Origin of the sequence: Pantoea sp. R13S299 (assembly GCF_048515925.1) — a bacterium.
Taxonomy (GTDB): Bacteria; Pseudomonadota; Gammaproteobacteria; order Enterobacterales; family Enterobacteriaceae; genus Pantoea.
The window spans coordinates 322,159-347,037 of record NZ_JBLYEF010000004.1 but is presented as its reverse complement, the minus strand read 5'-3'; the positions used below and the strand labels follow the sequence as shown (position 1 = coordinate 347,037).

18 protein-coding genes are annotated in these 24,879 nt (G+C 56.9%); 5 read left to right on the top strand and 13 right to left on the bottom strand.

Going from position 1 to position 24,879, the window contains the following annotated elements:
- Positions 1-6: 6 nt before the first annotated feature.
- Positions 7-1,251: an N-acetylmuramoyl-L-alanine amidase AmiC gene (amiC, locus tag ACN1CO_RS18635; protein ID WP_419140225.1), complete on the bottom strand. Its 1,245-nt coding sequence runs from the start codon at positions 1,249-1,251 to the stop codon at positions 7-9.
- A gap of 232 nt (positions 1,252-1,483) precedes the next feature.
- On the opposite strand from amiC, the gene argA reads away from it, so the two are divergent.
- Positions 1,484-2,812, top strand: coding sequence for an amino-acid N-acetyltransferase (gene argA / locus ACN1CO_RS18630; protein ID WP_003853937.1), 1,329 nt, complete (start codon positions 1,484-1,486; stop codon positions 2,810-2,812).
- Between the two features lie 47 nt (positions 2,813-2,859).
- Here the strand turns inward: argA and recD are convergent, their stop codons facing one another.
- The 12 genes from recD to rppH form a co-directional block, all read right to left on the bottom strand.
- Positions 2,860-4,701 carry an exodeoxyribonuclease V subunit alpha gene (recD, locus tag ACN1CO_RS18625; RefSeq protein ID WP_419140224.1) on the bottom strand — a complete coding sequence of 614 codons (1,842 nt, stop codon included), beginning with the start codon at positions 4,699-4,701 and terminating at the stop codon, positions 2,860-2,862.
- The gene (gene recB / locus ACN1CO_RS18620; RefSeq protein ID WP_419140223.1) at positions 4,698-8,237 is read right to left on the bottom strand and encodes an exodeoxyribonuclease V subunit beta; all 3,540 of its coding nucleotides are present in this window, start codon (positions 8,235-8,237) and stop codon (positions 4,698-4,700) included. Before recB ends, recD begins: the two co-directional genes overlap by 4 nt.
- Complete coding sequence (gene ptrA, locus ACN1CO_RS18615) at positions 8,234-11,125, bottom strand: pitrilysin (RefSeq protein ID WP_419140222.1); 2,892 nt, start codon at positions 11,123-11,125, stop codon at positions 8,234-8,236. The genes recB and ptrA overlap by 4 nt, the downstream gene beginning before the upstream one ends.
- A 107-nt stretch (positions 11,126-11,232) precedes the next feature.
- Positions 11,233-14,610 carry an exodeoxyribonuclease V subunit gamma gene (gene recC, locus ACN1CO_RS18610; RefSeq protein ID WP_419140221.1) on the bottom strand — a complete coding sequence of 1,126 codons (3,378 nt, stop codon included), beginning with the start codon at positions 14,608-14,610 and terminating at the stop codon, positions 11,233-11,235.
- A gap of 101 nt (positions 14,611-14,711) precedes the next feature.
- Complete coding sequence (locus ACN1CO_RS18605) at positions 14,712-14,951, bottom strand: prepilin-type N-terminal cleavage/methylation domain-containing protein (RefSeq protein ID WP_419140290.1); 240 nt, start codon at positions 14,949-14,951, stop codon at positions 14,712-14,714.
- A gap of 46 nt (positions 14,952-14,997) precedes the next feature.
- On the bottom strand, positions 14,998-15,402 hold the full coding sequence (locus ACN1CO_RS18600; RefSeq protein WP_419140220.1) for a DUF2509 family protein: 405 nt from the start codon (positions 15,400-15,402) through the stop codon (positions 14,998-15,000).
- On the bottom strand, positions 15,399-15,926 hold the full coding sequence (locus ACN1CO_RS18595; RefSeq protein ID WP_419140219.1) for a prepilin peptidase-dependent protein: 528 nt from the start codon (positions 15,924-15,926) through the stop codon (positions 15,399-15,401). Before ACN1CO_RS18595 ends, ACN1CO_RS18600 begins: the two co-directional genes overlap by 4 nt.
- Positions 15,923-16,393 carry a prepilin-type N-terminal cleavage/methylation domain-containing protein gene (locus tag ACN1CO_RS18590; RefSeq protein WP_419140218.1) on the bottom strand — a complete coding sequence of 157 codons (471 nt, stop codon included), beginning with the start codon at positions 16,391-16,393 and terminating at the stop codon, positions 15,923-15,925. Before ACN1CO_RS18590 ends, ACN1CO_RS18595 begins: the two co-directional genes overlap by 4 nt.
- A gap of 188 nt (positions 16,394-16,581) precedes the next feature.
- A complete protein-coding gene (gene thyA / locus ACN1CO_RS18585) occupies positions 16,582-17,376 on the bottom strand; it encodes a thymidylate synthase (protein WP_283547170.1) in 795 nt (264 codons plus the stop codon).
- Positions 17,373-18,254: a prolipoprotein diacylglyceryl transferase gene (gene lgt, locus ACN1CO_RS18580; protein WP_090966301.1), complete on the bottom strand. Its 882-nt coding sequence runs from the start codon at positions 18,252-18,254 to the stop codon at positions 17,373-17,375. The genes thyA and lgt overlap by 4 nt, the downstream gene beginning before the upstream one ends.
- Positions 18,255-18,387: 133 nt before the next feature.
- Positions 18,388-20,634, bottom strand: a complete 2,247-nt coding sequence (ptsP, locus tag ACN1CO_RS18575) for a phosphoenolpyruvate--protein phosphotransferase (protein WP_419140217.1) — start codon at positions 20,632-20,634, stop codon at positions 18,388-18,390.
- A gap of 12 nt (positions 20,635-20,646) precedes the next feature.
- Positions 20,647-21,174, bottom strand: a complete 528-nt coding sequence (gene rppH, locus ACN1CO_RS18570; RefSeq protein WP_009087042.1) for an RNA pyrophosphohydrolase — start codon at positions 21,172-21,174, stop codon at positions 20,647-20,649.
- 684 nt (positions 21,175-21,858) lie between these two features.
- Between rppH and mutH the strand changes: the two genes are divergently transcribed.
- The 4 genes from mutH (at position 21,859) to ACN1CO_RS18550 (ending at position 24,864) form a co-directional block, all read left to right on the top strand.
- Positions 21,859-22,536, top strand: a complete 678-nt coding sequence (gene mutH / locus ACN1CO_RS18565; RefSeq protein ID WP_419140216.1) for a DNA mismatch repair endonuclease MutH — start codon at positions 21,859-21,861, stop codon at positions 22,534-22,536.
- Between the two features lie 99 nt (positions 22,537-22,635).
- Positions 22,636-23,346, top strand: a complete 711-nt coding sequence (locus ACN1CO_RS18560) for a TerC family protein (protein ID WP_419140215.1) — start codon at positions 22,636-22,638, stop codon at positions 23,344-23,346.
- A 118-nt stretch (positions 23,347-23,464) separates the two neighbouring features.
- Entirely contained in the window at positions 23,465-23,683 is a 219-nt protein-coding gene (locus ACN1CO_RS18555) for a YgdI/YgdR family lipoprotein (RefSeq protein WP_003853956.1), read from the top strand.
- Between the two features lie 140 nt (positions 23,684-23,823).
- Positions 23,824-24,864, top strand: a complete 1,041-nt coding sequence (locus ACN1CO_RS18550) for an NADP(H)-dependent aldo-keto reductase (protein WP_419140214.1) — start codon at positions 23,824-23,826, stop codon at positions 24,862-24,864.
- Positions 24,865-24,879: the final 15 nt, after the last annotated feature.

Here is a 24,879-nt window from a genome sequence, read left to right as displayed (position 1 = left end):
TCTCCATCACCGATGGGCTAATGCCGCCCCACTCTTCACATAAGCCTTAATACCCTCCAGAATCGCCTCCGCAACCTGATGCTGATAGCGGGTGGTTCGCAACTTGCGCTCCTCTTCCACATTACTGATAAACGCGGTCTCGACCAGGATGGACGGGATATCCGGGGCTTTCAGCACCGCAAATCCAGCCTGGTCCACGGTGCGTTTGTGGAGATGGTTGATGCGCCCCATGCGATGCAGTACCTCTTTGCCAAACTTCAGGCTGTCATGAATCGTCTGGCGCTGCACCATATCGAACATGGTGTGATCCAGATAGCGGTCACCGCTTTTGCTGACGCCGCCAATCAGGTCGGATTCATTCTGCGTCTGCGCCAGGAAACGGGCGGCTGCGGAAGTGGCACCGCTGGTCGATAAGGCAAACACCGAAGAGCCTCGCGCCGCGCGACTGGTAAAGGCATCCGCATGAATAGAAACAAAGAGATCGGCGCGCTGTTTACGAGCTTTAGCGACCCTGACGCGCAGCGGAATAAAAACATCTTCATTGCGCGTCATATAGGCTTTCATGTTGGGCTGTTTATCGATCAGCGCTTTGAGCCGCCGTCCGATCTTCAGCACAATATCTTTTTCGCGGGTTTTATATTTACCGTGCGCGCCCGGATCTTCCCCACCGTGACCGGGATCGATCATGATGATGATCGGACGATCACGCCCCGCTTTGCCCGGCAACGGGGCCTGCACGCCCTCATCTTTCTCCAGATCGCCCTGGTTATAATCTTTCAGCAGGGCCAGCAACGGATCCTCTTCTATCGGGTTCTGGCTCGGATAGAGATCGACTACCAGCCGGTGATTGATCCCGGCGACCGGCGAGAGATTGAAGATCTTCGGCGCGACGTTGCGCTTCAACTCCAGGACGACGCGCACCGTGTTGCTGTCGAACTGGCCGACACGGGCATTTTTAATAAAGGGATCGTCTACCCGTACCTGCTTATCCACCCCTTTCAGGGCCGAATTGAGATGCAGGCCCTGAATATCTATGACGAGACGTTCGGGATTGCTCAGCGCAAACTGCTTATACTTCAGCGCGACATTGGACTCCAGCGTCATACGCGAGTAGGTGGATGAGGGCCAGATTCGCACCGCCACAATGTGGTTCTTCGCCGCCAGTCCTGTGCGGCTGACGCTTAACAGCAGTAAGGCGCCTGTCCCCTGTAAAAATCGTCTGCGTGAAAATTGGGAATTACCGTCTGACATGCCGCTCCAGCTGCTGTGTGATGTCTAAAAAATCGCCAGTTAATCAAATGGCGGCGAAAACTTTATCCAATCCGCAGCATGATGTCACTCCGGAAACCCTAAATAATGCAGGCTGTTAGCGGCTTTGACACCCATAAAAACGTAAATTTTCGTCAGGATTAAGACTTGCAAAATCGGGCGTAAAAGCATAAAAATACAAAAAATACGAATAAACATTCACTGAGGGTTGGCCGTGAAGGAACGTAGTACCGAACTGGTTCAGGGTTTTCGCCATACCGTTCCCTATATCAATGCCCACCGGGGTAAAACCTTTGTCATCATGCTCGGTGGCGAAGCGATTGAGCATGAGAACTTCTCCGGCATCGTTAATGATATCGGCCTGCTGCACAGCCTGGGCATCCGCCTGGTCGTGGTTTATGGCGCCCGGCCGCAGATTGATGCCAGCCTCGCTCAGCAGCAGCTGGAGCCGGTTTATCATAAATTTACTCGGGTGACCGACGCACAATCGCTGGAGTTAGTGAAGCAGGCTGCCGGCCGGTTGCAGTTAGATATCACTGCCCGCCTCTCAATGAGTCTCAACAACACCCCACTGCAGGGCGCGCATATCAATGTGGTCAGCGGCAACTTCATTATTTCGCAGCCGCTGGGTGTGGATGATGGCGTGGACTACTGTCACAGCGGACGTATCCGTCGTATTGATGAAGAGGCTATTCATCGCCAGCTGGATAACGATGCCATTGTGCTGATGGGGCCGGTGGCAGTTTCTGTGACCGGCGAAAGCTTTAATCTGACCTCGGAAGAAGTGGCCACCCAGCTGGCGATTAAGCTTAAAGCGGAAAAAATGATCGGCTTCTGCTCTGAGCAAGGTGTACTGAACAGCGAAGGTGAAATCATCTCCGAGCTGTTCCCGAATGACGCGCAGGCCCGTATCGACGAGATTGAAAAGGAAGGCGACTATCTTTCCGGGACGGTCCGCTTCCTGCGTGGTGCCGTAAAAGCCTGTCGCAGTGGCGTGCGCCGCAGCCATTTAATCAGCTATCAGGAAGATGGCGCGCTGTTGCAGGAGCTCTTCTCGCGCGACGGTATCGGTACGCAGATCGTGATGGAGTCGGCCGAGCAGATCCGTCGCGCCAATATCAACGATATCGGCGGCATTCTCGAACTGATTCGTCCGCTGGAGCAGCAGGGCATTCTGGTGCGTCGCTCACGCGAGCAGCTGGAAATGGAGATCGATAAGTTCACGATTATTCAGCGCGACAATCTGACCATCGCCTGTGCCGCACTCTATCCGTTTATGGATGAGAAGATTGGTGAGATGGCCTGTGTGGCGGTTCATCCTGACTATCGCAGCTCCTCACGCGGAGAGATGCTGTTGCAGCGCGTGGCGTTGCAGGCGAAGCAAATGGGGCTGGAAAAGCTGTTTGTGTTAACCACCCGCAGCATCCACTGGTTCCAGGAACGCGGCTTTACGCCGGTCGATATCGAGTCACTGCCTGAGAGTAAAAAAGAGATGTACAACTATCAGCGCCGCTCAAAAGTGCTGATGGCCGATCTCACCTGATTTAATCCCGAAGGGACAGCCCGCCTCATGGTCTGTCCCCTCTCTTCTTAACCGGTTTCACCCAGTCGCTCCACCAGACCGCTGCGTCGCTGCGTTTGCAGCTGCACGGCACGCTGAAACACGCCCGGTTCGCTGTAAATGGTCAGTTGTCTGCGCGCACGGGTAATCGCGGTATAGACCAGTTCACGGGTCAGCACCGGCAGAAACTGCGTCGGCATCACCAGCGCGGTGTGTTCAAACTCCGATCCCTGCGATTTGTGCACCGTCATCACCCAGGCGGTTTCATGTGAAGGTAACCGGCTCGGCTGAATCGCCTTGATCGACCCATCCGGTAGCGGGAAAAAGACCTTCAGATTGCCCTCTTCATCCCGCAGCGTAATGCCGATATCGCCATTAAACAGGCCGAGCGCGCTGTCATTTCGGGTAATCATCACCGGACGTCCTTCATACCAGCGGCTGCCCATACCAGGACGCCGGATGCGCTGCAGCTGCATCAGTCGCTGCTCAATGCGCTGGTTAAGTCCCTGCACGCCAAACGGCCCGTCACGAAGCGCACAAAGCAGCTGATAACGACCAAACGCAGCTATCACCTCAGCGGGCGGTGCCTGCTGTCTGATGAGCTGCAGGAAGGGCTGATAGCCCTGTGCGACCTCATCGAGCATCGCCTGATACGTTTCAGCGCTGTCCAGCGGCTGGTAACTGACATCTTCATGAGCCGCAGCAAACACTGCCCTGACCTGCTCTGCATCGCCCTGATTGATTGCTTTGGCCAGCAGGCCGATGCCGGATGAGGCATCAAAACGATAACTTTTTTGCAGTAGACAGATGCTGTCGCGCACTGCCGGAGCCTGCGCATCATCACTGCCCTGCAAAGTGCAGCCGGTCAGCAGAGCGAGCTGCTCTGCCCGCGCCAGGCTGTAGCCGCTTTCTGTGCAACGGCAGATATCACCCAGCACCGCCCCGGCTTCAACAGAGGCCAGCTGATCGCGATCGCCCAGAAACACCACGCGGGCATGCGCAGGCAGCGCGGCGATCAGTTTTGCCATCATGGAGAGATCGACCATCGACGCTTCATCCACCACCAGCACATCAAGATGCAGTGGGTTACCCGCATGATAGCGCAGCCGCTGGGTATCGGGCTGCGCGCCCAGCAGGCGATGCAGCGTGGTGGCTTCGGCGGGAAAACGCCGCCGCTCTTCATCGCTGACCGCCAGATCCTGCAGCGCCCGGCCCAGAGACTCGGTCAGCCGCGCGGCGGCTTTACCGGTCGGTGCCGCCAGCTGAATACGCAGCGCGCCAGGATTCAGGCGAATCAGAGCGGCGAGCAGTTTCGCTACCGTGGTGGTTTTGCCGGTACCCGGCCCGCCGGAAATCACCGCCGTCTTGCGGGTCAGCGCCACGGCCGCCGCAATTTTCTGCCAGTTCTCCGGCTGGTCACCAAACAGGGTGTTAAGTATTTCGCCCGCGGCGCTGATATCAAAGGCGGTTTTCACTTCCTGTGCCGCAAAGAAGTCGGCGACCCGACCTTCGCTTTGCCACAGCCGATGCAGATATAAACGCTGTTTACTGAGCACCAGCGGCGTCACCCGGCTGCCGTCACTGACAGCCGGCCAGTCCGCAAAGCGTGCTGGCCAGTCATCCGGCGCGCCAGCCGCCTGCCAGATGGCCTGAGCCAGCGCAGGCTGACGCCCGGCAAAGAGGTTCGCTTCACTGAGATTGCTCAGTGGTAAACAGACATGCCCTTCACCCGCCTCAGCGCTGACGCAGGCGGCCGCCAGCAGCAGCGCAGGCTGCGATTCCGGCGCCACCAGCTGGGCAAACTGAATATCCAGCGGCCGCAGGAGACGCTTCTCTACCGCCTGCAGCAACAGGCTCAGCATGTCACTCATAACATCTCCCCGGTTTCACCAAACAGTGCATCGATCTCTTCCACAAAGGCTTCGTCCGGTCGGGTGGCAAAAATACCGTTGTCCGGTGAGCTGCCATCCATCCCGCGCAAAAACAGATAAAACACGCCACCAAAGTGACGCCGATAGTCGTAGTCTGGCAGGCGATGCTGCAGATAGCGATGCAGCGCCAGCGTATAGAGCTGATACTGTAAATCGTAGCGGTGACCAATCATCGCCTGCGCCATCGCCTCTGGGGTGTAAGCGGCGTGACTATCACCCAGCCAGTTCGATTTGTAATCCAGCAGATAATATTTTCCCTGCCAGCGGAAGACCAGATCGATAAAGCCCTTCAGCATGCCTCGCACCTGACGAAAATCCAGAGCAGCAGCCTGCTGTGAAAGGCTGTCATGCCGCCGCAGCAGATCGTCAAGATCGGTCGCCGTCAGCAGATTGTTGATCGGCAGATAAAACTCCATCTCGATCAGCCGATCGCTGCTTTTGATCGCCGACAGCGTCAGCCCCTCTGCGTTGAGCGGCGTATGTAACACCCGATCAATCCACTGTTCAATGACCGGTAACCAGCTCAGTGGATAGCCATTATGCTGCAGCTGATCTTCCAGCCAGATGCGATCCGGCGGCTCAGTAAAGTCGATCGACTCGAACAGGCCGTGCAGGAAGGTGCCGGGTGCCGCACCACGTGGAAAGTGGTGCGGCGTCAATGCCGCCTCTTCACCACTCTCTTCTTCGCCCGCCGCATCGATATCGAAATTCGGAAGTGCATCCAGCAGCGGCGAGCTGTGATGCTGTTGCAGACCGGAGTAACTCGTTACCCGCCAGACATCCGCCAGCGCGCGGGTCACGTCGCGGCTGCTTAACGCCTCATCACCCTGCTCAGCGTCCTGCCATATTTCACCCGGAATCAGATCCTCTTCGACCAGCGCAATGCCTTCACCGGTTAATGCATTGAGTCGCTGGCTGAGCTGCTGCGCATCGGCTGCCTGGCCCTGCTGCACCAGGTAGCCCAGCGCACTCTTATGCAGATCACTTTCGCCCTCTTTCTTGCGGGTGCCTTTAATCAGCGGTGAAATGCCGACGCTGCAGTGATAAACCGAACGAGTCAGCGCCACGTAGAGCAGACGCAGATCCTCCGCCAGACGCTCCTCTTCGGCCAGCGCCAGACTCTGTGCATCGCCCTGCACATCGAGCAATGCCGTGAAATTCTCGCGATCGTGATAGAGCGCGCTGGCAGCCTCGCGGAACCCTGCGGCAAACGGCAGCCAGACCAGCGGATACTGCAGCCCTTTTGATTTATGGATGGTGATGATTTGCACCAGATGGCGGTCGCTTTCCAGACGCAGTTGCTGGCTGGAGGCCTGGCTGTTTGGCCGGGCAATCTGCTGCGCCAGGAAGCGCACCAGCGCGTGCGGGCTCTCCAGCTGCACTGAGGCTTCCTGCAGCAGTTCACCCAGATGCATCAGGTCTGTCAGCCGACGTTCACCGTTCTCCGAGGCCAGCATATTCTCCGCCAGCTGCCGCTTGATCATCACATCACGCAGCATCGGTAACACGCCGCGCTGATGCCACAGCTGCTGCCAGACGGCAAACTGCTCCACCAGCGCGTCCCACTCCCGTTCATTCTGTGTCAGCTCGTCCAGCGTTGCCGCGTCAATGGCAAAAATAGAAGTCGCCAGCGCGCTGCGCAGAAGCCGTTCCTGCTCCGGTGCCTGTATCGCCTGCAGTAACCAGAGCAGTTCGCGCGCTTCCGGCGTGGTATAGACACTGTCCCGACTGGAGAGATAGACCGAAGGAATCGACAGCGCATTCAGCGCGTCGCGAATTAAACCGGCCTCGTTGCGGCTGCGCACCAGCACGGTAATATCGGAAGCCCGCACCGGCTGCAGCGCTTCGCCTTTGCCCAGGCAGGCACGCCCCTGCTGTCCGGCCACCAGCCAGCGGCTGATATCGGCCGCACACTGCTGCGCCATAAACTGCTGGTAATCGCTGTTACCGACGCCCTCGCCAGGCTGCAACCAGAACCGTAACGCCGGTTGCTGCTGCTCGTCAAAAATCAGCCGCAGCGACTGATTGGGCGCAGCGGGCATAACCGGCTGAAAGGGAATCGCCGAGAACAGGAAAGGCGAATCGAGCTGAGAAAAGAGGCGGTTGACGCTCTCTACCATTTCCGGTGAAGAACGCCAGTTGGTATCCAGTGTGTAGTGAGCACTGATTTCGTTTCTGGCCCGCAGATAGGTAAAGATATCCGCGCCGCGAAACGCATAGATCGCCTGCTTGGGATCGCCAATCAGAAACAGCGCCTGTTCCGGCTGATTAATATAGAGCGTGCGGAAGATACGATACTGCTGCGGATCGGTGTCCTGAAATTCATCGATCAGGGCTACCGGGAAGCGTGCCCGGATGGTTTCTGCCAGCAAAACACCACCGGGCTGCTGCAGCGCCTCATCCAGCTTACTGAGCAGATCGTCGAAGCCTAACAGCGCACGTAACCGTTTCTCTCGCTGTACCGTGGCGCGCACATCGGTCAGCGCCTGAGCAATGATCACATCCCGCAGCGACAGCGGTTCGGCCAGGAACTGATCGATCGCCTCAAACAGTGAATGACGTGGCGCTTCGCCTTTTTTTGTTTTCTCATCCAGCACCTGCTGACCAAATCGCTCCAACTCTTTGGGCAACTGATAATCCAGCGTTTCGCTGCTGGCCCACTGCGTGACGCGGGCGACCCAGTTGGGCAGATGTTTGCTGCTGTAGCTGCGCTTATCCACGCCGGATGCGCTGATCATTCCCTCAACATCGGCGCTGAGCGCCTGCCACTGCTGCTTGATAGCCTCGATGCGTGCCAGATTACTCGCGTGGCGTGACTCCAGCGTCTCACCGGCGGCGGGCGGACGTTTCAGGCCCGGCGATTCACCCTGTAGCCAGGGACGCAGCGTCGTCAGCAGGCTGTCCGGCCCGCTCCACTCTGCGGCGATAATGCGTGCCACATCAAGCGTCAGTGGGTAGCACTGACGACGCCAGAAATCGGCGGTAGACTGCTTCAGCAGCGCCTGCTCATCTTCGATCAACTCCTGCTCAAACAGCATGCCCGATTCAAAGGCGTTGAGATTGAGCATCCGCTGACAGAAGCCGTGAATGGTGAAGATGGCGGCTTCATCCATCTGCCGTTCAGCCGCCAGCAACTGCGCGGCGGCCTGACTTAGATCCGGCATCTGCTCCAGCAGTAACTGGTGCATCGGATTGCTGCTTTTGCCGCGAATACAGGCCAGACGCAGCTGATGAATATTCTCGCGGATGCGCCCGCGCAACTCAGCGGTGGCGGCCTCGGTGAAAGTCACCACTAAAATTTCTTCTACCGAGAGTGGTCGGCTATACGCGTTTTCACCCCCCAGTCCCAGCAGCAGGCGCAGATAGAGCAGACCAATGGTAAAGGTTTTTCCGGTGCCCGCTGACGCCTCAATCAGACGCTCGCCTCTGAGCGGCAGCGTTAAAGGATTCAGCGATACGGGAGGTAACTGCGTCATTGGGTCTCACTCTTTACCGGCAGCGACTGCTGCAGTTGCGCCACTTCATTCCAGGTTTTCCAGCCAGGCTGGCGGGCAAATTCAACTTTGCCATTGCCGGTGCCGGCAATCTGCGAGGTCATCACCATGCCCTTGTGTTCGATCACCGCCTGCCGGAAAAAGTCGGCCAGGCTGGCCGGGGTTAACCGCTGAACCTGCTCTGCCATTTTTTGCCGGGTATCAAACTGATCATTCTGCCGATCAAAGTCGCGGCTATAGCGATCCGCTTCCTCAAAGAGCGTCTGAGGACGCTGCTGTAAATCATTAATCATCGCCTGCTGATACTGGGCAAAGTCTGCCTGGCTCATGCTGCGCAGCCGTTTTTCCGCCTGCGGATAGAAGGCCTGATAGCGCTGCAACAGCCAGCCCGGTTGTTTGCTGTTACTTTGCAACAGGAAACCAATACCCCACTGGCGACCGACTGGCATCTGGAAGGCAAATACCGCGTAGCCGAGCTGCTCTTTGGTTCGCAGCTGATTGTAGAACCAGGGCTGCACAATCTGGCTCAGCATGGAGCTGTGCGCCATGCTCTGATATTCACCGTATCCCAGTGGCACATAGAGCGCGGCAAGGGCGGAGTCGGTGCTGCTGCCCTGCTGCTGCAGGTTAGCTTTCAGCGGTTTTTTAATGGTCACATACTGGCTGTGCCAGTCGCGGGTCGCATTACTCTGCATCTGCTGCTTAAGCTCATGCCCCAGCTGCTTCACGCTGTCAGCACTGAGGTTACCCACCACCAGCATCTCTGGCGTGGCATCGCGGAACAGCGTATCGCGATAGGTCGTCACATCCTTGAGTGAGATAGTGCTGACCAGCTTGCGGCGGGTTTCTCGCTGAGTATAAGGCAGTTGCGACAACAGCTGCATCGGCTGAATCGCCTGCTCAAACGCCTTGCCTTTTTCCGCCGCGTCCAGCCGCTCCAGATACCAGGATTTGGCCTGCTCCAGCTGCTGTTCTGTCGGCTGGAAGGTGGCATAACCTTCCACCAGTTTCTTCAGCAGCACGGGCAGCCGCTGAGTGAAGCCACTGGCGCTGAACACCAGTCCGTCATCTTCACCGGTTGAGAAGCTGATGCCGCCCACCGAAGCCTGCGAGTTAAGCTCGTCCAGAGCCAGGCTGGAGAGGTAATCATTCAGGCCAAACAACACCTGCTGACGGGCGTCGCTGATGGCATTTTTATTGCGTAACGCCAGGGTGATTGCTGCTTTTGGCTCACTGGCGTAATAACGGCTTGGCATCCAGTAAATGCGCATACCGTCTTCGTTATCCAGCTTCACCGGATGCGGATACGTTTTACCGTCTGATGGCAAAAGCGTGAAATCATCCGGGATATACGGATTCAGCACGGGCATCGACAGCGTAATCTGGCTGGCGCGCTGCTGCCAGTCGGCAAAGGTTTGCGGCGTGATCTTCTCAACCTGATAAGGGGCATCCACAAAATAGGCTGTTTTGTTGTGCGGCTCCTGCGGGCTGATGTACCAGATGCGCGCATGCTGCGGGGTCATCTCATCCAGCCGGGCTTTAATCGCGGCGGCATCGTACTGATCCGCCAGATAAGGCGCATCCAGCGTATGTTCAACCGGCACGCGCAGCATGGTGTCGACCAGCCATTCGATGTAATCCATATCGCGGGTGATGGAGGGATAGCGGAAGTCGAGGGCCAGCACGTGTGAAACTTCATCGAAATAGCGCTTATCATCGGCCTGCTGACGCAGCAGATTGATGTAGCTGAATATCGCCGCCACCACTTCGTCACGCTGTGCCAGACCCTTGTCCGTGAGGGAAGCGGTAATCGCAAACACGCCGCTGTTACGCTCGGTCATCGGGTCCGCGCCCGCATTCACCCCGTCGGCCAGCCCCTGTTTTTGCAGCCAGTCGGTCAGAGTATTTTTGCTGCGGTTACTGATTAAGTAGCTGATCAGCGTGTCAGTTTTGCTGCGGAAGCGATCGCTGTTATTCGCAATGCGGAATTCAATTTTGAGCTGCTTGCGCGGCTGCGCCGGAACGTAATGAATGATGATGCCCTGCTGTGCATCGGTCACCACCGGCACCGTAATCTCCGGCACGCTGGCGTCATGGTTTTGCACCCGGCCAAAGGTTTTAGCCGCAATCGACGCCATATCCGTCAGCGGCTTGTTACTGTAGATCACCGCCTTCATCAGGTTGGCGGAGTAATGGGTATGATAGAAATCCAGCAGCGCCTGGTGCAGTTTGCTGCCCGGCTTATCTTTCAGGGTTTCAAGATTGCCGCCCGAGAAACGTGACGCCGGATGCGAAGGGTTCAGGGTTTCAGCCCCGACCTGAGCCATACGCAGGCCATCACGCGAGCGTGCCATGGTCAGCTCGGCATTTACCGCGTGCCGCTCGCGATCGGCATTAATCGGATCCAGCAGGGGCTCAGCCACCGCATCCGCCAGGCGATCAACCGCCGGTTCCAGCGAATCGTTTTCGACTTCCAGATAAAAGGCGGTGCGATAAGAGGCCGTGCTGGCGTTGTGGCTGCCGCCATGCTTTTTCAGAAACTCAGCAAGGTTGTCCGGCTGCGGGTAGCGCTTTGACCCCATCAGCACCATATGCTCAAGATAGTGCGCCAGGCCCGCCTGCTGATCGGGATCGTCCAGCGATCCTATCGGCAGCGTCAGCGCCGCCAGCGATTTCGGTGCCACAGGATCGGAAACCAGTAATACCGTCATCCCGTTATCCAGCCGGATCGCCTGATAGTGACGAGGATCCTGTTCACTTTTGCGAATGGTGTCGTTAACTGGCTGCCAGCCTGAAGATGCCTGCGCCTGTGCTGTGCAAGCCGCCAGGCTTAACATTAGCGCCGCTATCCAGCGTGCGTGTACCCGCATGTAAACCCCTCTCGTTTCCCGATAAACCGCCAATGTCGTACCCGGCGGCTCAAAGCAGAGCAAAATTTCTGTGTTATGAGTCAGAAAGCAAAATGCCTTCTGATCGGCTATTCATCATCCTGATGTGCAGCCAGCACCGGTAAATACCAGCGCTGTGCCGCCTCAGTTATCTGCTGTAGTTGTGCTTCATCCAGGACCCGGCAAAGACGTTGCAGATAGGGATCGCTGCCTTCACCCTCAACCTGATAGTTGCCTGACCAGGCCGTCAGCAGGCGATTGCGCGCCTTGAGCTGGGTGGCCTCATCGGTCAGTAATTGCTGACTTTTTTTGTCGAAACTGGCGGTGAGCCACGCGCCGCCGCTCTTGTTAAGCAGCATCAGCGGCTGACGCATACCGGCGAGATAGCCAGCAACATACTCATTCAGTGCAGCGATCGCCTCTGTCTGTGGTACGGCAAGGAAACACCAGCGGCTTTGCTGCCGGCCAAACATCCGGCTGCTGCCGGTGCCACCCAGCGCGCAGTAAACCAGGTGCTCCAGCCAGAGCAACAGTCCATCGTTCATGTTGAGCACGCCAGGCCGCCAGCGCAGCAATCCATCATCCTGCACCTGCGTCAGCCAGCCGGTTAAGCTGACCTGCTCCAGCTGCAGATTTACTTCCCAGCTCTCGCCGTCGCTGCGCTGCGTCACCACTTCTGCCGCCACTTCCTGCATCTCATCGTGCTGCGCCTGCCAGAACAGCTCACCGAATGCGCCGTAGGGCAGATTTCCGGCCGCACGATGGTGCGCATAGAGCCGCTGGGTATCCTCGCCTTCGACCAGGGCATTCAGCAACTGCGCGTTGATCTGATAACGCTCCAGGTTGTCGAGGGCAAACGGCTCGCTGTCGGGCAATTCGTTCTCCTCCAGCCAGAAACTCACGCCAAGCCGCTGATGGAACCAGGCACGCACCGGATGTCGCCAGAAGCGCAGAAACGCCTCCAGAGTCAGCGCATCAATGAGTGGCGCTTCCAGCGGCTGAACAAAATCGGGCTGGGGCTGCCCCGCTCCCTGCGCGGCAGGCAGCCACTCACGAGCAAAACTCTGTAGTCTGGCCGCTGGCTGGAAATTCTCCGCAGCAAACGGCATACGGCTGTGCAGGTGCTGCAGGTGCATCCGCACCCGCCCGGCACTCTCATCCAGCTCCAGATGACCATCACCCTCCAGATAAAAACTCTGTCCGATGTAATCCAGCAGTTCTGTGACCAGCACCGAAGGGTAGCGTTCCGTATTGTCCTGAATCGCCCGGCCGATATAACTAATGTAGAGCTGCTGCTGTGCCGAGATCATCGCTTCAAGGAACAAATAGCGGTCATCATCACGGCGGCTGCGGTCGCCTTTACGGGACTGCTGCTGCATCAGATCAAAGCCTAACGGCGCTAAGGTGCGCGGATAGACGCCGTCGTTCATGCCCAGCAGACAGACCAGCTGAAAAGGAATGGAGCGCATCGGCATCAGGGTACAGAAGTTAATCTGACCCGCGAGGAATCGCTGGCTGATACGCTGCTGATCAAGGCGGCTGCGCAGATCATCGCGTAACAGCGCCACCGGAATCGCCTCTTCAAACCGGGCATCCATGCCATATTCAATCAATTGCTGCCACTGCTCTTCCACCAGTAACAAGGCGGCCTCGGTTTCTGCATCGGGGCTGAAAAAGGCGTTCAGCAGTTCCCGGCACAGGGGCAGCCAGGCCGTCAGTGGCCGGGGTTCAGCCAGCAGCTGTCGCCAGTTATTAAGCCGGGAGAGCAGCTCTGCCAGATGGCCAGCCAGTTCCCCCACCAGACCACTCGACTCGTCATAAGGCAGAATCCCTTCCCAGTCACCGTTATGGCTCTCCATCGCATAGCCCAGCAGCATACGCTGCAGGCCAAAGCGCCAGGTGTGCTGGCCGGTAATCGGGAGTGACAGGGCTTCGACGCTGGCATCATCCAGCCCCCAGCGAATACCCGACTCACTGACCCAGCGCCGCAGTAAGCGCAGGCCGCTTTCATCAATGGAGAAGTGCGAAGCCAGCGCCGGGACATCCAGCAGTGCCAGCACATCCTCCGAGACAAAACGGCTGTCCGGCAGCGCCAGCAGATGCAGAAATGCCACAATGGCCGGATGAGCCTGACTGGCGCGGCGATCTGAAATCGCAAAAGGCAGATAACGATCGGCAGGTGCGTTGGCGAACACGGCCTGAATAAAAGGCGCGTAGGCGTCGATATCCGCCACCATGACGATGATGTCGCGGGCTTTCAGCGTCGGGTCGGCCTCCATCATCGCCAGCAGATGATCCTGCAGTACTTCGACTTCACGCTGGGCGCTGTGACAGACCTGCACCGCAATTGAGCGATCCGCCGGATCAAGGCAGCGCTTCTGATCGCTGTGCGCCAGTTCTGCCGCATTCAGTCCGATGACGGCGTTATCCTGCAGGTTGAGAAGATCGTGTTGCATACAGTGCAGCAGGTTGTCCGGCTCCACATCTACAAATGCATCAATGTCGTCGTTCGACTCCATCTGACTGAGCAGAAACAGGTTATCGCGGCCCAGCTTGCCCCAGGAGGCGAGCAACGGGTTGGTCAGCTGCTGTTCGCCAGCATCGTTAAACAGCGCCGGTGCCTGCTCTGCATCCCTGAAGAGTCCGCGAGATTCATCGGCACCATGACGTCGGCGCTGACGGCTTTGCAGTTTCGCCAGAAACGCATAGTCCTGAATATCGCCCCAGTAATCGCGGCAGGGATTGGTGAACAGCAGATGGATGTCGATGTGACGTCCCAGCGCCTGCAACGCCTGCAGATAGACCGGCGGCAGCGCAGAGATGCCACAGATGAAGACCCGCTTAGGCAGATTTTCCGGCGTGCTTTTCGCCTGCTCCAGCGTCTGGATAAATCGCGAATAGAGGTTGGCACGGTGCCATTCAGGCTGACGCAGCGCCTGGGTATAACTCACCAGATCGCGCCAGAGTGCGGCCTGCCAGCGCTGCGCATCGCCCAGCCCCTCAATGGTTTCGCCGCGCTCCCAGCTGTTGAGCCAGTCGGCACGATAGACCAGATACTGGTCGAACAGATCGGCCACGCGGGAGCTGAGCTGAAACAGTTTTCGCTTGTCGCCGTCGTCATGGAGATAGTGGCGTAAAGAGGTGAACTCTTCATGCTCCAGCATCACCGGCAGACGGTGCATCAGCTTCCAGCCCATGCTGGCCTTACTGAAGGCACTTTCTACCGGGATATCGGGCAGTACGCGGACGAACATCTCCCAGATAAAACTGGCGGGCAACGGAAATTCGATATTGGCCGCAATACCAAAGGTTTGCGCCAGCTCCATTTGCAGCCACTGCGCCATACCCGGGCTCTGCACCAGCACCATTTCTGAGGCGAACGGATCATCAAGAGGATCATGTTTAATCACCGCAGCCGCCAGAATCTTCAGCACATCAAGCTGATTTGAGTGATAAACGTGAAACATGAAAACTCCTGTGATAACTCAGAACATGACTGCGGTATTGCGGCTCTGTCACTTTACCGCGTATCGCGGTTGAAACCCATTAAAAGGGCGACCCGCGACGTTTAACAGCGCAGTCGTGTCAGGGTGGCACTGCGCTGATAAGGCCCCGTGACTTCAGCCCGCTCCAGAGTGCAGCCCGAGGGGCCGCTCTGTTGTTGCAGCGTGGATTTCCAGCCTGCCACTTCATGCCCTGCCAGACGTTGTTCAGCAACCCGCCATGCCTCACGCTGATACCACTGCTGGCTGAATCCCAGTGCCAGTGCGCGATGATAGTGCAACAGGGTGCTACTGCTTAATGCCATTAACAGCAGAGCAAACAACACTTCCGGCAAGCTGAATCCACCGCACTTACAGGCAGGTTGCCGGCGGCGTGAGCGGGCAATAGTCAATCCAGCCGTGCGGCAGTGCAGTAACCTGATTCCCCTGTAACCGGACCCAATGCCAGACCGCCATACCACTGCTGCTCGCCTCACCTTTAAGCAGACCTTCATCCTCTTCACCTCGTAATAAACAGCTGCGCCAGCCCTGGCGATCATCCTCCTGACAGCGGGCCGCCTCACTGGCTGGCCAGCTCAGGGATAAGCCCCACTGTAGCGCCGACTGCGCCCGCCAGAAATCCTGCACAAACTGCTGTTCATCGGCCAGCAGTCGCATTCCCTGCTCTGACATCTTTCGGCTGGCGTGCAGCGTAAAGCTGCCGATGACCATAATCATCAACACCATGCCCAGCGCGCTGCTGCCTCGCTGCTTCACAGGTTCTCTCCCTCAACCCAGCTCTCCACGGTTTCAAGCCAGCGACCGGCCCGCCCCTGCAGCACTATCCTGACCTGAATGCGCTGCTGGCTGACACTGAACTGCTCCAGCGTCATGAACGCGGGATCGGAGAGCCGCTCCCAGCCTGCTGACTGGCACTGGTCAACACCACGCTGCATCTCAAGCTGCTGCTGCCGCAGGCGATAACCGTAGTAGTCACTCTCTGCATGGCTTACCGCCTCCCATTTGCCGTTGCTGTTCTCGTCCCAGCGCAGCAGCAGACAGTTCTCACTGATTTTCAGTGCGCCACTGCCACACTCGCCGTGACAATAACCGGCCCGTCGCACCGCCTTTTCCAGCGTCGCCATTATCTGCTGTAGCTCCTGCCGCAGCTGCGCCCGTTGCAGCACGGCCGCGTTTTCCGCCAGCAGCAACGGCAGAAAACGGCCCACACTGAGCATCACGACGGCGCTGATTGCCATGGCGATCAGCATCTCCAGCAGGCTGAATCCGGCGCTTTTCAACGGCACGTCTCCTCATCGGTCATGCAGAGGCGAATACGGGCTCTGGCCGAGATAATCAGCCGTATACGTCCGGCGCTATTCCCCAGTTCAATACTGCCCGCTTTAGCGACATTGCGGCGGCCATAGAAGCCTGGTTCCCCCCGGATGCCATAGAGCTCAACACCCGGGTGCGGCGCCAGGAAATGCAGCCGTCTCCCGTGATCACAACCCGCAACGGGGCGGCTTCCGGCACCAATGCACCAGGGATCGCCAGGCTGTGACCATAAAACCAGGTCGCTATTTTGCCGGTTAGCCTGGGCGCGCAGCCGCAGCAGGAATCCCTGCAATTGCTGAGCGCTGTCGCGTAGTTGCTGCCGCTGTTGCCAGCGCTGCCAGCCGTGCAGCGCAGCCAGACTCATCAGGCCGGCAATCACCATCACCAGCAGCAGCTCCGGCAGGGTAAAACCACGTAAGTGTGCTGTTTTCATGGCGTCAGAGTGCGGACTAAGGACAGGCGAAACAAGGTGAGCGATCTCAGGCTGGAAAGCGTGCCGCAGAGAATCTTCGCCACACACAGGCAGTGTCAGAAGCGTGCGAGCGATGCCGCAGATTTAGCGGTGTGTGGACAAAAAAAAAGCCCCGGCAACGTTGCCAGGGCGTTATCTTTTATCGCGAATCAGATAGCGACAGGAGCTTTGATCGCGGGGTGCGGATCGTAGCCTTCAATTTCGAAATCGTCGAACTGATAGTCAAACAGTGACGCCGGTTTGCGTTTGATCACCAGCTTTGGCAACGGACGCGGTTCGCGAGTCAGCTGCAAGCGCGCCTGCTCCAGATGGTTGCTGTAGAGGTGCGTATCACCGCCGGTCCAGACGAAGTCGCCCACCTGCAGATCGCACTGCTGCGCCACCATATGCACCAGCAACGCGTAGCTGGCGATGTTAAACGGCAGACCCAGGAAGATGTCGCACGAGCGCTGATAAAGCTGGCATGAGAGCTTGCCGTCTGCCACATAGAACTGGAAGAACGCGTGGCAAGGAGCCAGTGCCATCTCGCTGAGTTCACCGACGTTCCACGCAGAAACGATAATCCGGCGAGAGTCAGGATCGCGCTTCAGCTGTTCCATCACTTGGCTTAACTGGTCAATTTCCTGACCGCTGGCCGTTCCCCAGCTGCGCCACTGCTTGCCATACACCGGGCCAAGATCGCCATTCTCATCTGCCCACTCATTCCAGATTGAGACGTTGTTTTCCCTGAGATAACCGATGTTGGTGTCCCCTTTCAGGAACCACAGCAGCTCATGAATGATGGAGCGGATATGGCATTTCTTCGTGGTGACCAGCGGAAAACCATCCTGCAGATTGAAACGCATCTGGTGACCAAAAATTGAAAGCGTACCGGTTCCGGTACGGTCAGCTTTTGGTGTGCCTTCGTGCAGCACATGTTGCATTAAATCCAGATACTGTTTCATTTTTCCTCGCGAAATTGTGGTTGCGGGCGACGACGATACGCCCAGATCATCATAATAATACCGGCAACAATCATCGGCACAGAGAGGATCTGTCCCATACTGATTCCGCCTTCAAACAGGCCAAGCTGCGCATCCGGCTGGCGGAAGAACTCAACGATAATACGGAACGCGCCGTAGCCAATCAGGAACAGACCAGAGACGCTGCCCATCGGGCGTGGCTTGCGAATAAACAGGTTCAGGATGATGAACAGCACCACGCCTTCCAGCGCCAGTTCATACAGCTGTGAAGGATGACGCGGCAGCACACCGTAGGTGTTGAGCAGTTCCTGATATTGCGGATTGGTGGCGGCCAGCGCGACATCTTCGCTGCGTGAACCGGGGAACAGCATGGCATAGCGGAAGCCCGGATCGACACGGCCCCAGAGTTCGCCGTTAATGAAGTTACCAAGACGACCGGCACCCAGACCAAACGGGATCAGCGGCGCAATGAAATCAGCGACCTGGAAGAAATGACGCTTAGTGCGGCGGGCAAAGACCAGCATCACCACAATCACCCCGATCAGGCCGCCGTGGAATGACATGCCGCCATCCCAGACTTTGAACAGATAGAGGGGATTTTCCAGGAACAGCGGTAAGTTGTAGAACAGGACATAGCCGATACGTCCGCCCAGGAAGACCCCCAGGAAACCGGCGTAAAGCAGGTTCTCAACTTCCTCTTTTTTCCAGCCGCTGCCAGGCTGATTGGCGCGGCGTACAGCCAGCCACATGGCGAAAACAAAGCCCACCAGATACATCAGACCGTACCAGTGAAGCGAAACCGGTCCGATCGAGAAGATCACCGGATCGAACTGCGGAAATGCAATATAGCCGTTATTCATCATTCACCGTCTATTTTTCAACCCTGAAAAGGGGCATTGTCAGGCACATAAATTAAGGCTGCGCATAATAGCACAGCCGGTTTTCTGAATTGTCTTGCAAATGTAAACGCGAATAATCCGCCGAGCCTCGTAGTTAGCGACCACCGCGAATCAAACCACCTAACCCCCGCCGCTCCATAAAGGTAGATACCAGATGGCGCACTTCCGTGGCGGTGTGGGCATTCATCCCCTGCTCACTGAGCTTCTGCGCTTCTTCGTGATCCAGATGACGCAGCAGGTACTTCACGCGCGGTACGTTTTTACCGTTCATGCTGAGATGGTGATACCCCAGGCCGACCAGCAGTGCGACGCACATCGGATCGCCCGCCATTTCACCACACAGGCACAATTCCAGATTGGCCAGGCGGGCTTCCTGCGCAATCGCATTCAGCGCGCGCAGCATCGCCGGATGCAGCGAGTCATAAAGGTTTGCAACGCGGGTGTTGTTGCGGTCCACCGCCAGCAGATACTGCGTCAGGTCGTTGGTGCCGACCGAGACAAAATCGACCCGTGACGCCAGATGTGGGATCATAAACAGCATCGACGGCACTTCGATCATGATACCGATACGCGGCCTGGGAATCGGGAAGCCCAGCATCTCTTCCACTTCGCGTCCGGCGCGATCGATCAGCTCTTTTGCATCGTCGATCTCGTCGATATGACTGATCATCGGCAGCAGAATACTGAGGTTGCCGGAGGCGGCGTTGGCACGCAGCATCGCACGAACCTGCACCAGGAAGATTTCCGGCTGATCCAGCGTCAGGCGAATGCCGCGCCAGCCCAGGCAGGGATTCTCTTCGCTGATCGGCATGTAAGGCAGCTGTTTATCGGCACCCACATCCAGCGTTCGCAGCGTCACCGGCTTGTTGCGAAACAGCTGCAACATGCCCTGATACTGGGCTACCTGCTCCTCTTCGGAGGGGAAGCCATTCTGCAGCATAAACGGGATTTCGGTGCGGTAGAGGCCGATGCCATCCACCCAGTCGCCCACCGTCTGCTCATGTTCCGGGCTTAAGCCAGCATTCAGCATCACCTGCACGCGTTCGCCACTTTTCAGCTCACCCGGCTGATCGACCACGCCTTCCGCCATTTTGCTCAGCGCGTTCTCTTCGCTGATCAGCCGCTGATACTCCTGCACCAGCACCGGCTCAGGATCGATCAACAGCTCACCGCGATAACCATCGACGATCAGCAGCCGTTTGTTGAGCTGATGAGGCTGGATGTCAGCGCCCATGACCGTCGGGATCCCCATGGCACGGGTCAGGATCGCCGCGTGGGAGTTGGCTGCGCCGTCACGCACCACCACGCCAGCCAGCCGCTCCTGCGGCAGTTCAGCCAGGGTGGTGGCGGTCAGCTCATCGGCCACCAGCACGAAGCGTTCCGGCCAGGCATTAGTGCCAACCAGCGTGTCATCGAGGTGGAACAGCAGACGCTGGCCCAGTACCCGCAAATCGCCTGCACGTTCTCGCAGGTAGTTGTCCGTCAGGCTCGCGAACTGTTCAGCAAACTTCTCGATCACCTGTTTTACCGCCCATTCGGCGACGGATCCGCGCTCGATCTCATCGAACAGATCTTTCTTCAGGCGGGCATCGGTTAACAGGTGAGAGTAGAGATCGAAAATGGCCGCGCTCTCTTTCTGTGCGCTGGCGCTGAAACGTTTGCTGAAACGGCGAAATTCATTGGTTGCTTCGCTCATGGCGAGCGACAGACGCTCACGTTCACGCTGAACATCCAGCGTTGAAGCGGCCGATACCTGATCGAGCAGAGGCTGCGTTTCATCGACCCAGCCTGGCGCCACCGCGACACCTGGTGCTGCTGCAATCGCGCGCACCCGCGTCTGGCGGAACTGGCCAAACAGCTGGCCCATCTGAGATTGCGACAGCAGCGCCGCCATCTGGGTAGCCAGCGTGACCAGGAATGACTCTTCGCTTTCATCAAACTGACGGTGTTCACGCTGCTGCACGACCAGCACGCCAAGAAGCTGGCGACGGCTGATCACAGGCACGCCGAGGAAGGAGCGATAGCGCTCCTCTTTTACTGCGGGGATATATTTAAAGCTGGGGTGACTCTGGGCGTCAGCAAGGTTGATCGGTTCGGCCAGACGGCCCACTAAACCGACGATACCTTCGTCAAACGCCAGCGTTACGGTTCGTCCACGCGGTTTTTTGAGTCCGCGCGTCGCCATCAGGTAATAGCAGCGACGGTCCTGGTCGGCGAGGTAAACGGAACAGACTTCCGTATCCATCGCCAGACAGATCTCATTGACCAGGATGTCGAGTGCTTCATTGAGACGCGGCGCACTCGCCACTTTTTCTACAATTTCGCGCAACTGAGTGAGCATAAAGGGCGTGGCCTATCCTCTCTTACGTCGATGGGCAGGATTATTTCGCTGCCCCGCACTCTCCTGCATAGACATCACCACGCCAGCGAATTCCTTCATGACCCGACGATAAACGTCGCGCTTAAAGGAGACAACCTGACGCACCGGATACCAGAAACTGACCCAGCGCCAGCCGTCAAACTCCGGCGTGCTGCTGTGCTGCACATTGATATCCGCGTCATTACACATTAACTGCAGAAGAAACCACTTTTGTTTCTGGCCGATACATACCGGCTTTGTGTCCCAACGCACCAAACGTTTTGGCAACTTGTAACGCAACCAGTTGCGGGTAGAGGCAAGTATTCGAACATCTTTCCGGTGTAAGCCGACCTCTTCGAACAGTTCGCGATACATCGCCTGTTCTGCGGTTTCACCGGGATTGATGCCTCCCTGAGGAAATTGCCAGGAGTGCTGTCCAAAGCGCCTGGCCCATAACACTTGTCCCTGCCGGTTACAGATTACGATACCAACATTCGGGCGGTAGCCATCATCATCGATCACCGGACTACCTCAAAGCAAAATTTGAATGCGCTGATTGTTTCACACTCCTTACAGGCGGTAAACCACTGGATTCATGGGGGGTTAAGCCACCGGCACAGGGATAACTCACAGAAAATGGCAAAGTTATAAACAAAGACCGCGGAAAAGATCGATCTTATTCACCTTTTCTGTGGATAGCTTTGTGCAGAACGCGGGAGTTAACTGAATAACCTTTTCTGAGGTCACACGCGAGCCTAAAAGAGTTAACAGCTCATCACTATGATTTTTAATAAAATTAAATCGATCCTGCCAGCCATAAAACTTTCATAAAACGCGGATATTTTCGCGGCAACTGACAATTGCTTAAAATATAAGCACACTGCTTTTTATCCACAGTTAATCGCTCAGGGTTAGGCCAGAGAGGCGAAATTATGCTCAGATCGGGAAAAGTCAAGGCTGTAAATGGAACCAGTACCGCACAGAAACGGGGGTTATCCCATTTTTCTGTGGATAACCGGGCTGGAGATCCTGTTCATTGTTGCGCGTAAGCTGGGATAACCCTGAGTGCCCGCTGATGGGGAGCGTGAGATCCACTAAAAAAAGCATGATCTATCATGTTATTATCGATCCCTGACGTGGTTTATTTTAGCGAAAAGATATACCCGGCCGTCACTGTACAAATTTTAATCATTGCGAGTCATCATCATGAGTTATCTGCCAGGACCACCCGAAGATGAGGCCAGCCTGCTGGCACGCGCGCAGGATTTAGCCGGATTAACGCTGGAAACGCTGGCCGCCCGCGCCGGTCTGTCCATGCCTGCGGATCTTAAACGCGATAAAGGCTGGGTCGGCATGCTGCTGGAGTGGCATCTTGGTGCCAGCGCGGGCAGTAAGGCGGAACAGGACTTTGCCCATCTGGGTATTGAACTGAAAACGATCCCGATTGATGCGCAGGGAAAACCGCTGGAAACCACCTTTGTCTGCGTTGCACCGCTGACCGGCAACAGCGGCGTCACCTGGCTTACCAGCCATGTGCGTCACAAGCTGGCGCGGGTGTTGTGGATCCCGGTTGAAGGCGAGCGTGAGATTCTGCTACGGGAACGTCGTGTGGGCGCGCCGCTGTTATGGAGTCCGGATGCGGAAGAAGATGAGATGCTGCGACAGGACTGGGAAGAGCTGATGGACATGATTGTGCTGGGACGTGTTGAGCAGATTACCGCACGACATGGTGCCTGGCTGCAGATCCGTCCTAAAGCTGCCAACAGTAAGGCGCTGACAGAGGGGATTGGCGATCAGGGCCAGCCCATCATGACGCTGCCGCGCGGCTTCTACCTCAAAAAGAGCTTCACCGGGCCACTGCTGGCGCGGCATTTTCTCCTCTGAACCGCGCCTCTCGCGCTGAGATGTCGCAATTATGTGGGAGATCGGTGAATTGAATGCGTATAATCGCCGTTTACTTTTCGTTTAGGATTGAATGTCGGTATGTTTGAGTGGATTTCTGATCCCAACGCCTGGCTGGCGCTGGGCACCCTGACCATCCTTGAGGTGGTGCTGGGTATTGATAACATCATTTTCCTGTCGCTGGTGGTCGCTAAACTGCCAAAGCACCAGCAAGCCAGCGCACGCCGCATTGGTCTGATGGGCGCGATGCTGATGCGTCTTGGCCTGCTGGCCTCTATCGCGTGGGTTGCCCGTCTGACTAACCCGCTGTTTACGCTGATGGATCATGCCTTCTCGGCGCGCGATCTGATTCTGCTGTCTGGTGGCCTGTTCCTGCTATGGAAATCGAGCATGGAGATCCATGAAACGATCGAAGGCAGCGAAGGCGAACACAACACCCGCGTCCATTCGTTCCTCGGCGCGATTGTGCAGATCATGATGCTGGACATTATTTTCAGCCTGGACTCCGTGATAACCGCGATCGGCCTCTCCGATCATCTGTTTATTATGATGGCGGCCGTCGTGATTGCGGTACTGATGATGATGTTCGCCGCACGTGCCATTGGTGAATTTGTTGAACGCCATCCGTCGGTGAAAATGCTGGCGCTCTCTTTCCTGATTCTGGTCGGTTTTACCCTGATTCTGGAGAGTTTTGCGGTCCATGTACCAAAAGGTTACATTTATTTCGCGATGTTCTTCTCGATGGCGGTTGAGTGCCTTAACCTGATGCGCAGTAAGAAAAAGCACGCCTGATAAAGTCAAGGGCGAGCCTGCTCGCCCGGTTACTTTCAGATTTCTGCGATTAACCCTGCCGGCAAAACCATTTATTACTACACTGTTTGCACTTGACCATTTGTGAGGATAAGGCGTGATGAAAGGGTTGGCAGGAGTAGCACTGGTGATGGTAACCGCCGCATTCTTAAGTGGATGCAGTTCTGATTATGTTATGGCGACCAAAGATGGCCGGATGATCATGACCGAAGGCAAGCCGAGCATTGATAAAGAGACCGGCCTGGTGGAGTACACCGACCAGACGGGCCATATGGTGCAGATTAACAGCGATGAGGTCTCAACGATCATTGAACGTTAATTGCCCGATTTAATCACCTGCCGCCGATTCCCCGCTGGCAGGTGATTTCCCCGACTTTTCCCCCTTCCTTCCCCGCCATTGCTCGCGCTATAGTCCCTGAGAACACAACATTCCATTCCATAAAGAAAAGGAAGCTGGCAATGCACTATCATCGTATTCCTCACAGCACGCTGGAAGTGAGTCAGCTGGGATTGGGCACCATGACGTTTGGCGAACAGAACAGCGAAGCCGACGCCCATGCTCAACTGGATTTAGCACTCCGTTCCGGCATCAACTTTATTGATACCGCCGAGATGTATCCGGTGCCCCCGCGCCCGGAAACCCAGGGTCTGACCGAACACTATATTGGCAGCTGGCTCAAGCAGCGCGGCAGCCGCGATAAAATCATTCTGGCCAGTAAAGTCGCCGGACCTTCGCGCGGCAATGATGCGTCGATCCGCCCGGATATGGCGCTGGACCGTAAAAACATCCGCGCGGCACTGGATGCCAGCCTGAAACGCCTGAATACCGACTACCTTGACCTCTATCAGCTGCACTGGCCGCAGCGTCAGACCAACTATTTTGGCAAGCTGGGCTATCAGTACAGCGAGACCACCGCGCAGGTAACGCTGCTGGAGACGCTGGAAGCGCTGGCCGAACAGGTGCGCGCCGGTAAGATTCGCTATATCGGGGTATCGAACGAAACTGCGTGGGGCGTGATGCGCTATCTGCAGCTCGCTGAGAAACATGAACTGCCGCGCATCGTCAGCATCCAGAATCCCTACAGCCTGCTGAACCGCAGCTTTGAAGTGGGTCTGGCCGAAATCAGCCAGCATGAAGGCGTAGAGCTGCTGGCGTATTCCAGCCTGGCGTTTGGTACGCTGAGCGGCAAATACCTGAATGGCGCGCAGCCTGCGGGTGCACGCAACACGCTGTTCAGCCGCTTTACCCGCTACAGCGGCGAGCAGTCACAAAAGGCGATTGCCGAATATGTGGCGCTGGCTCATCAGCATCAGATCGACCCGTCGCAGATGGCGCTCGCCTATGTGCGTCAGCAGCCGTTTGTCGCCAGTACGCTGCTGGGAGCCACCACGCTTGAGCAGCTGCAGGTCAATATCGACAGTTTCAATCTCACCTTAAATGCAGAAATTCTGGAAGGCATTGAGGCGATCCACCGTCGTTATACCTATCCGGCACCCTAAGCTCTTCTTTGCCAG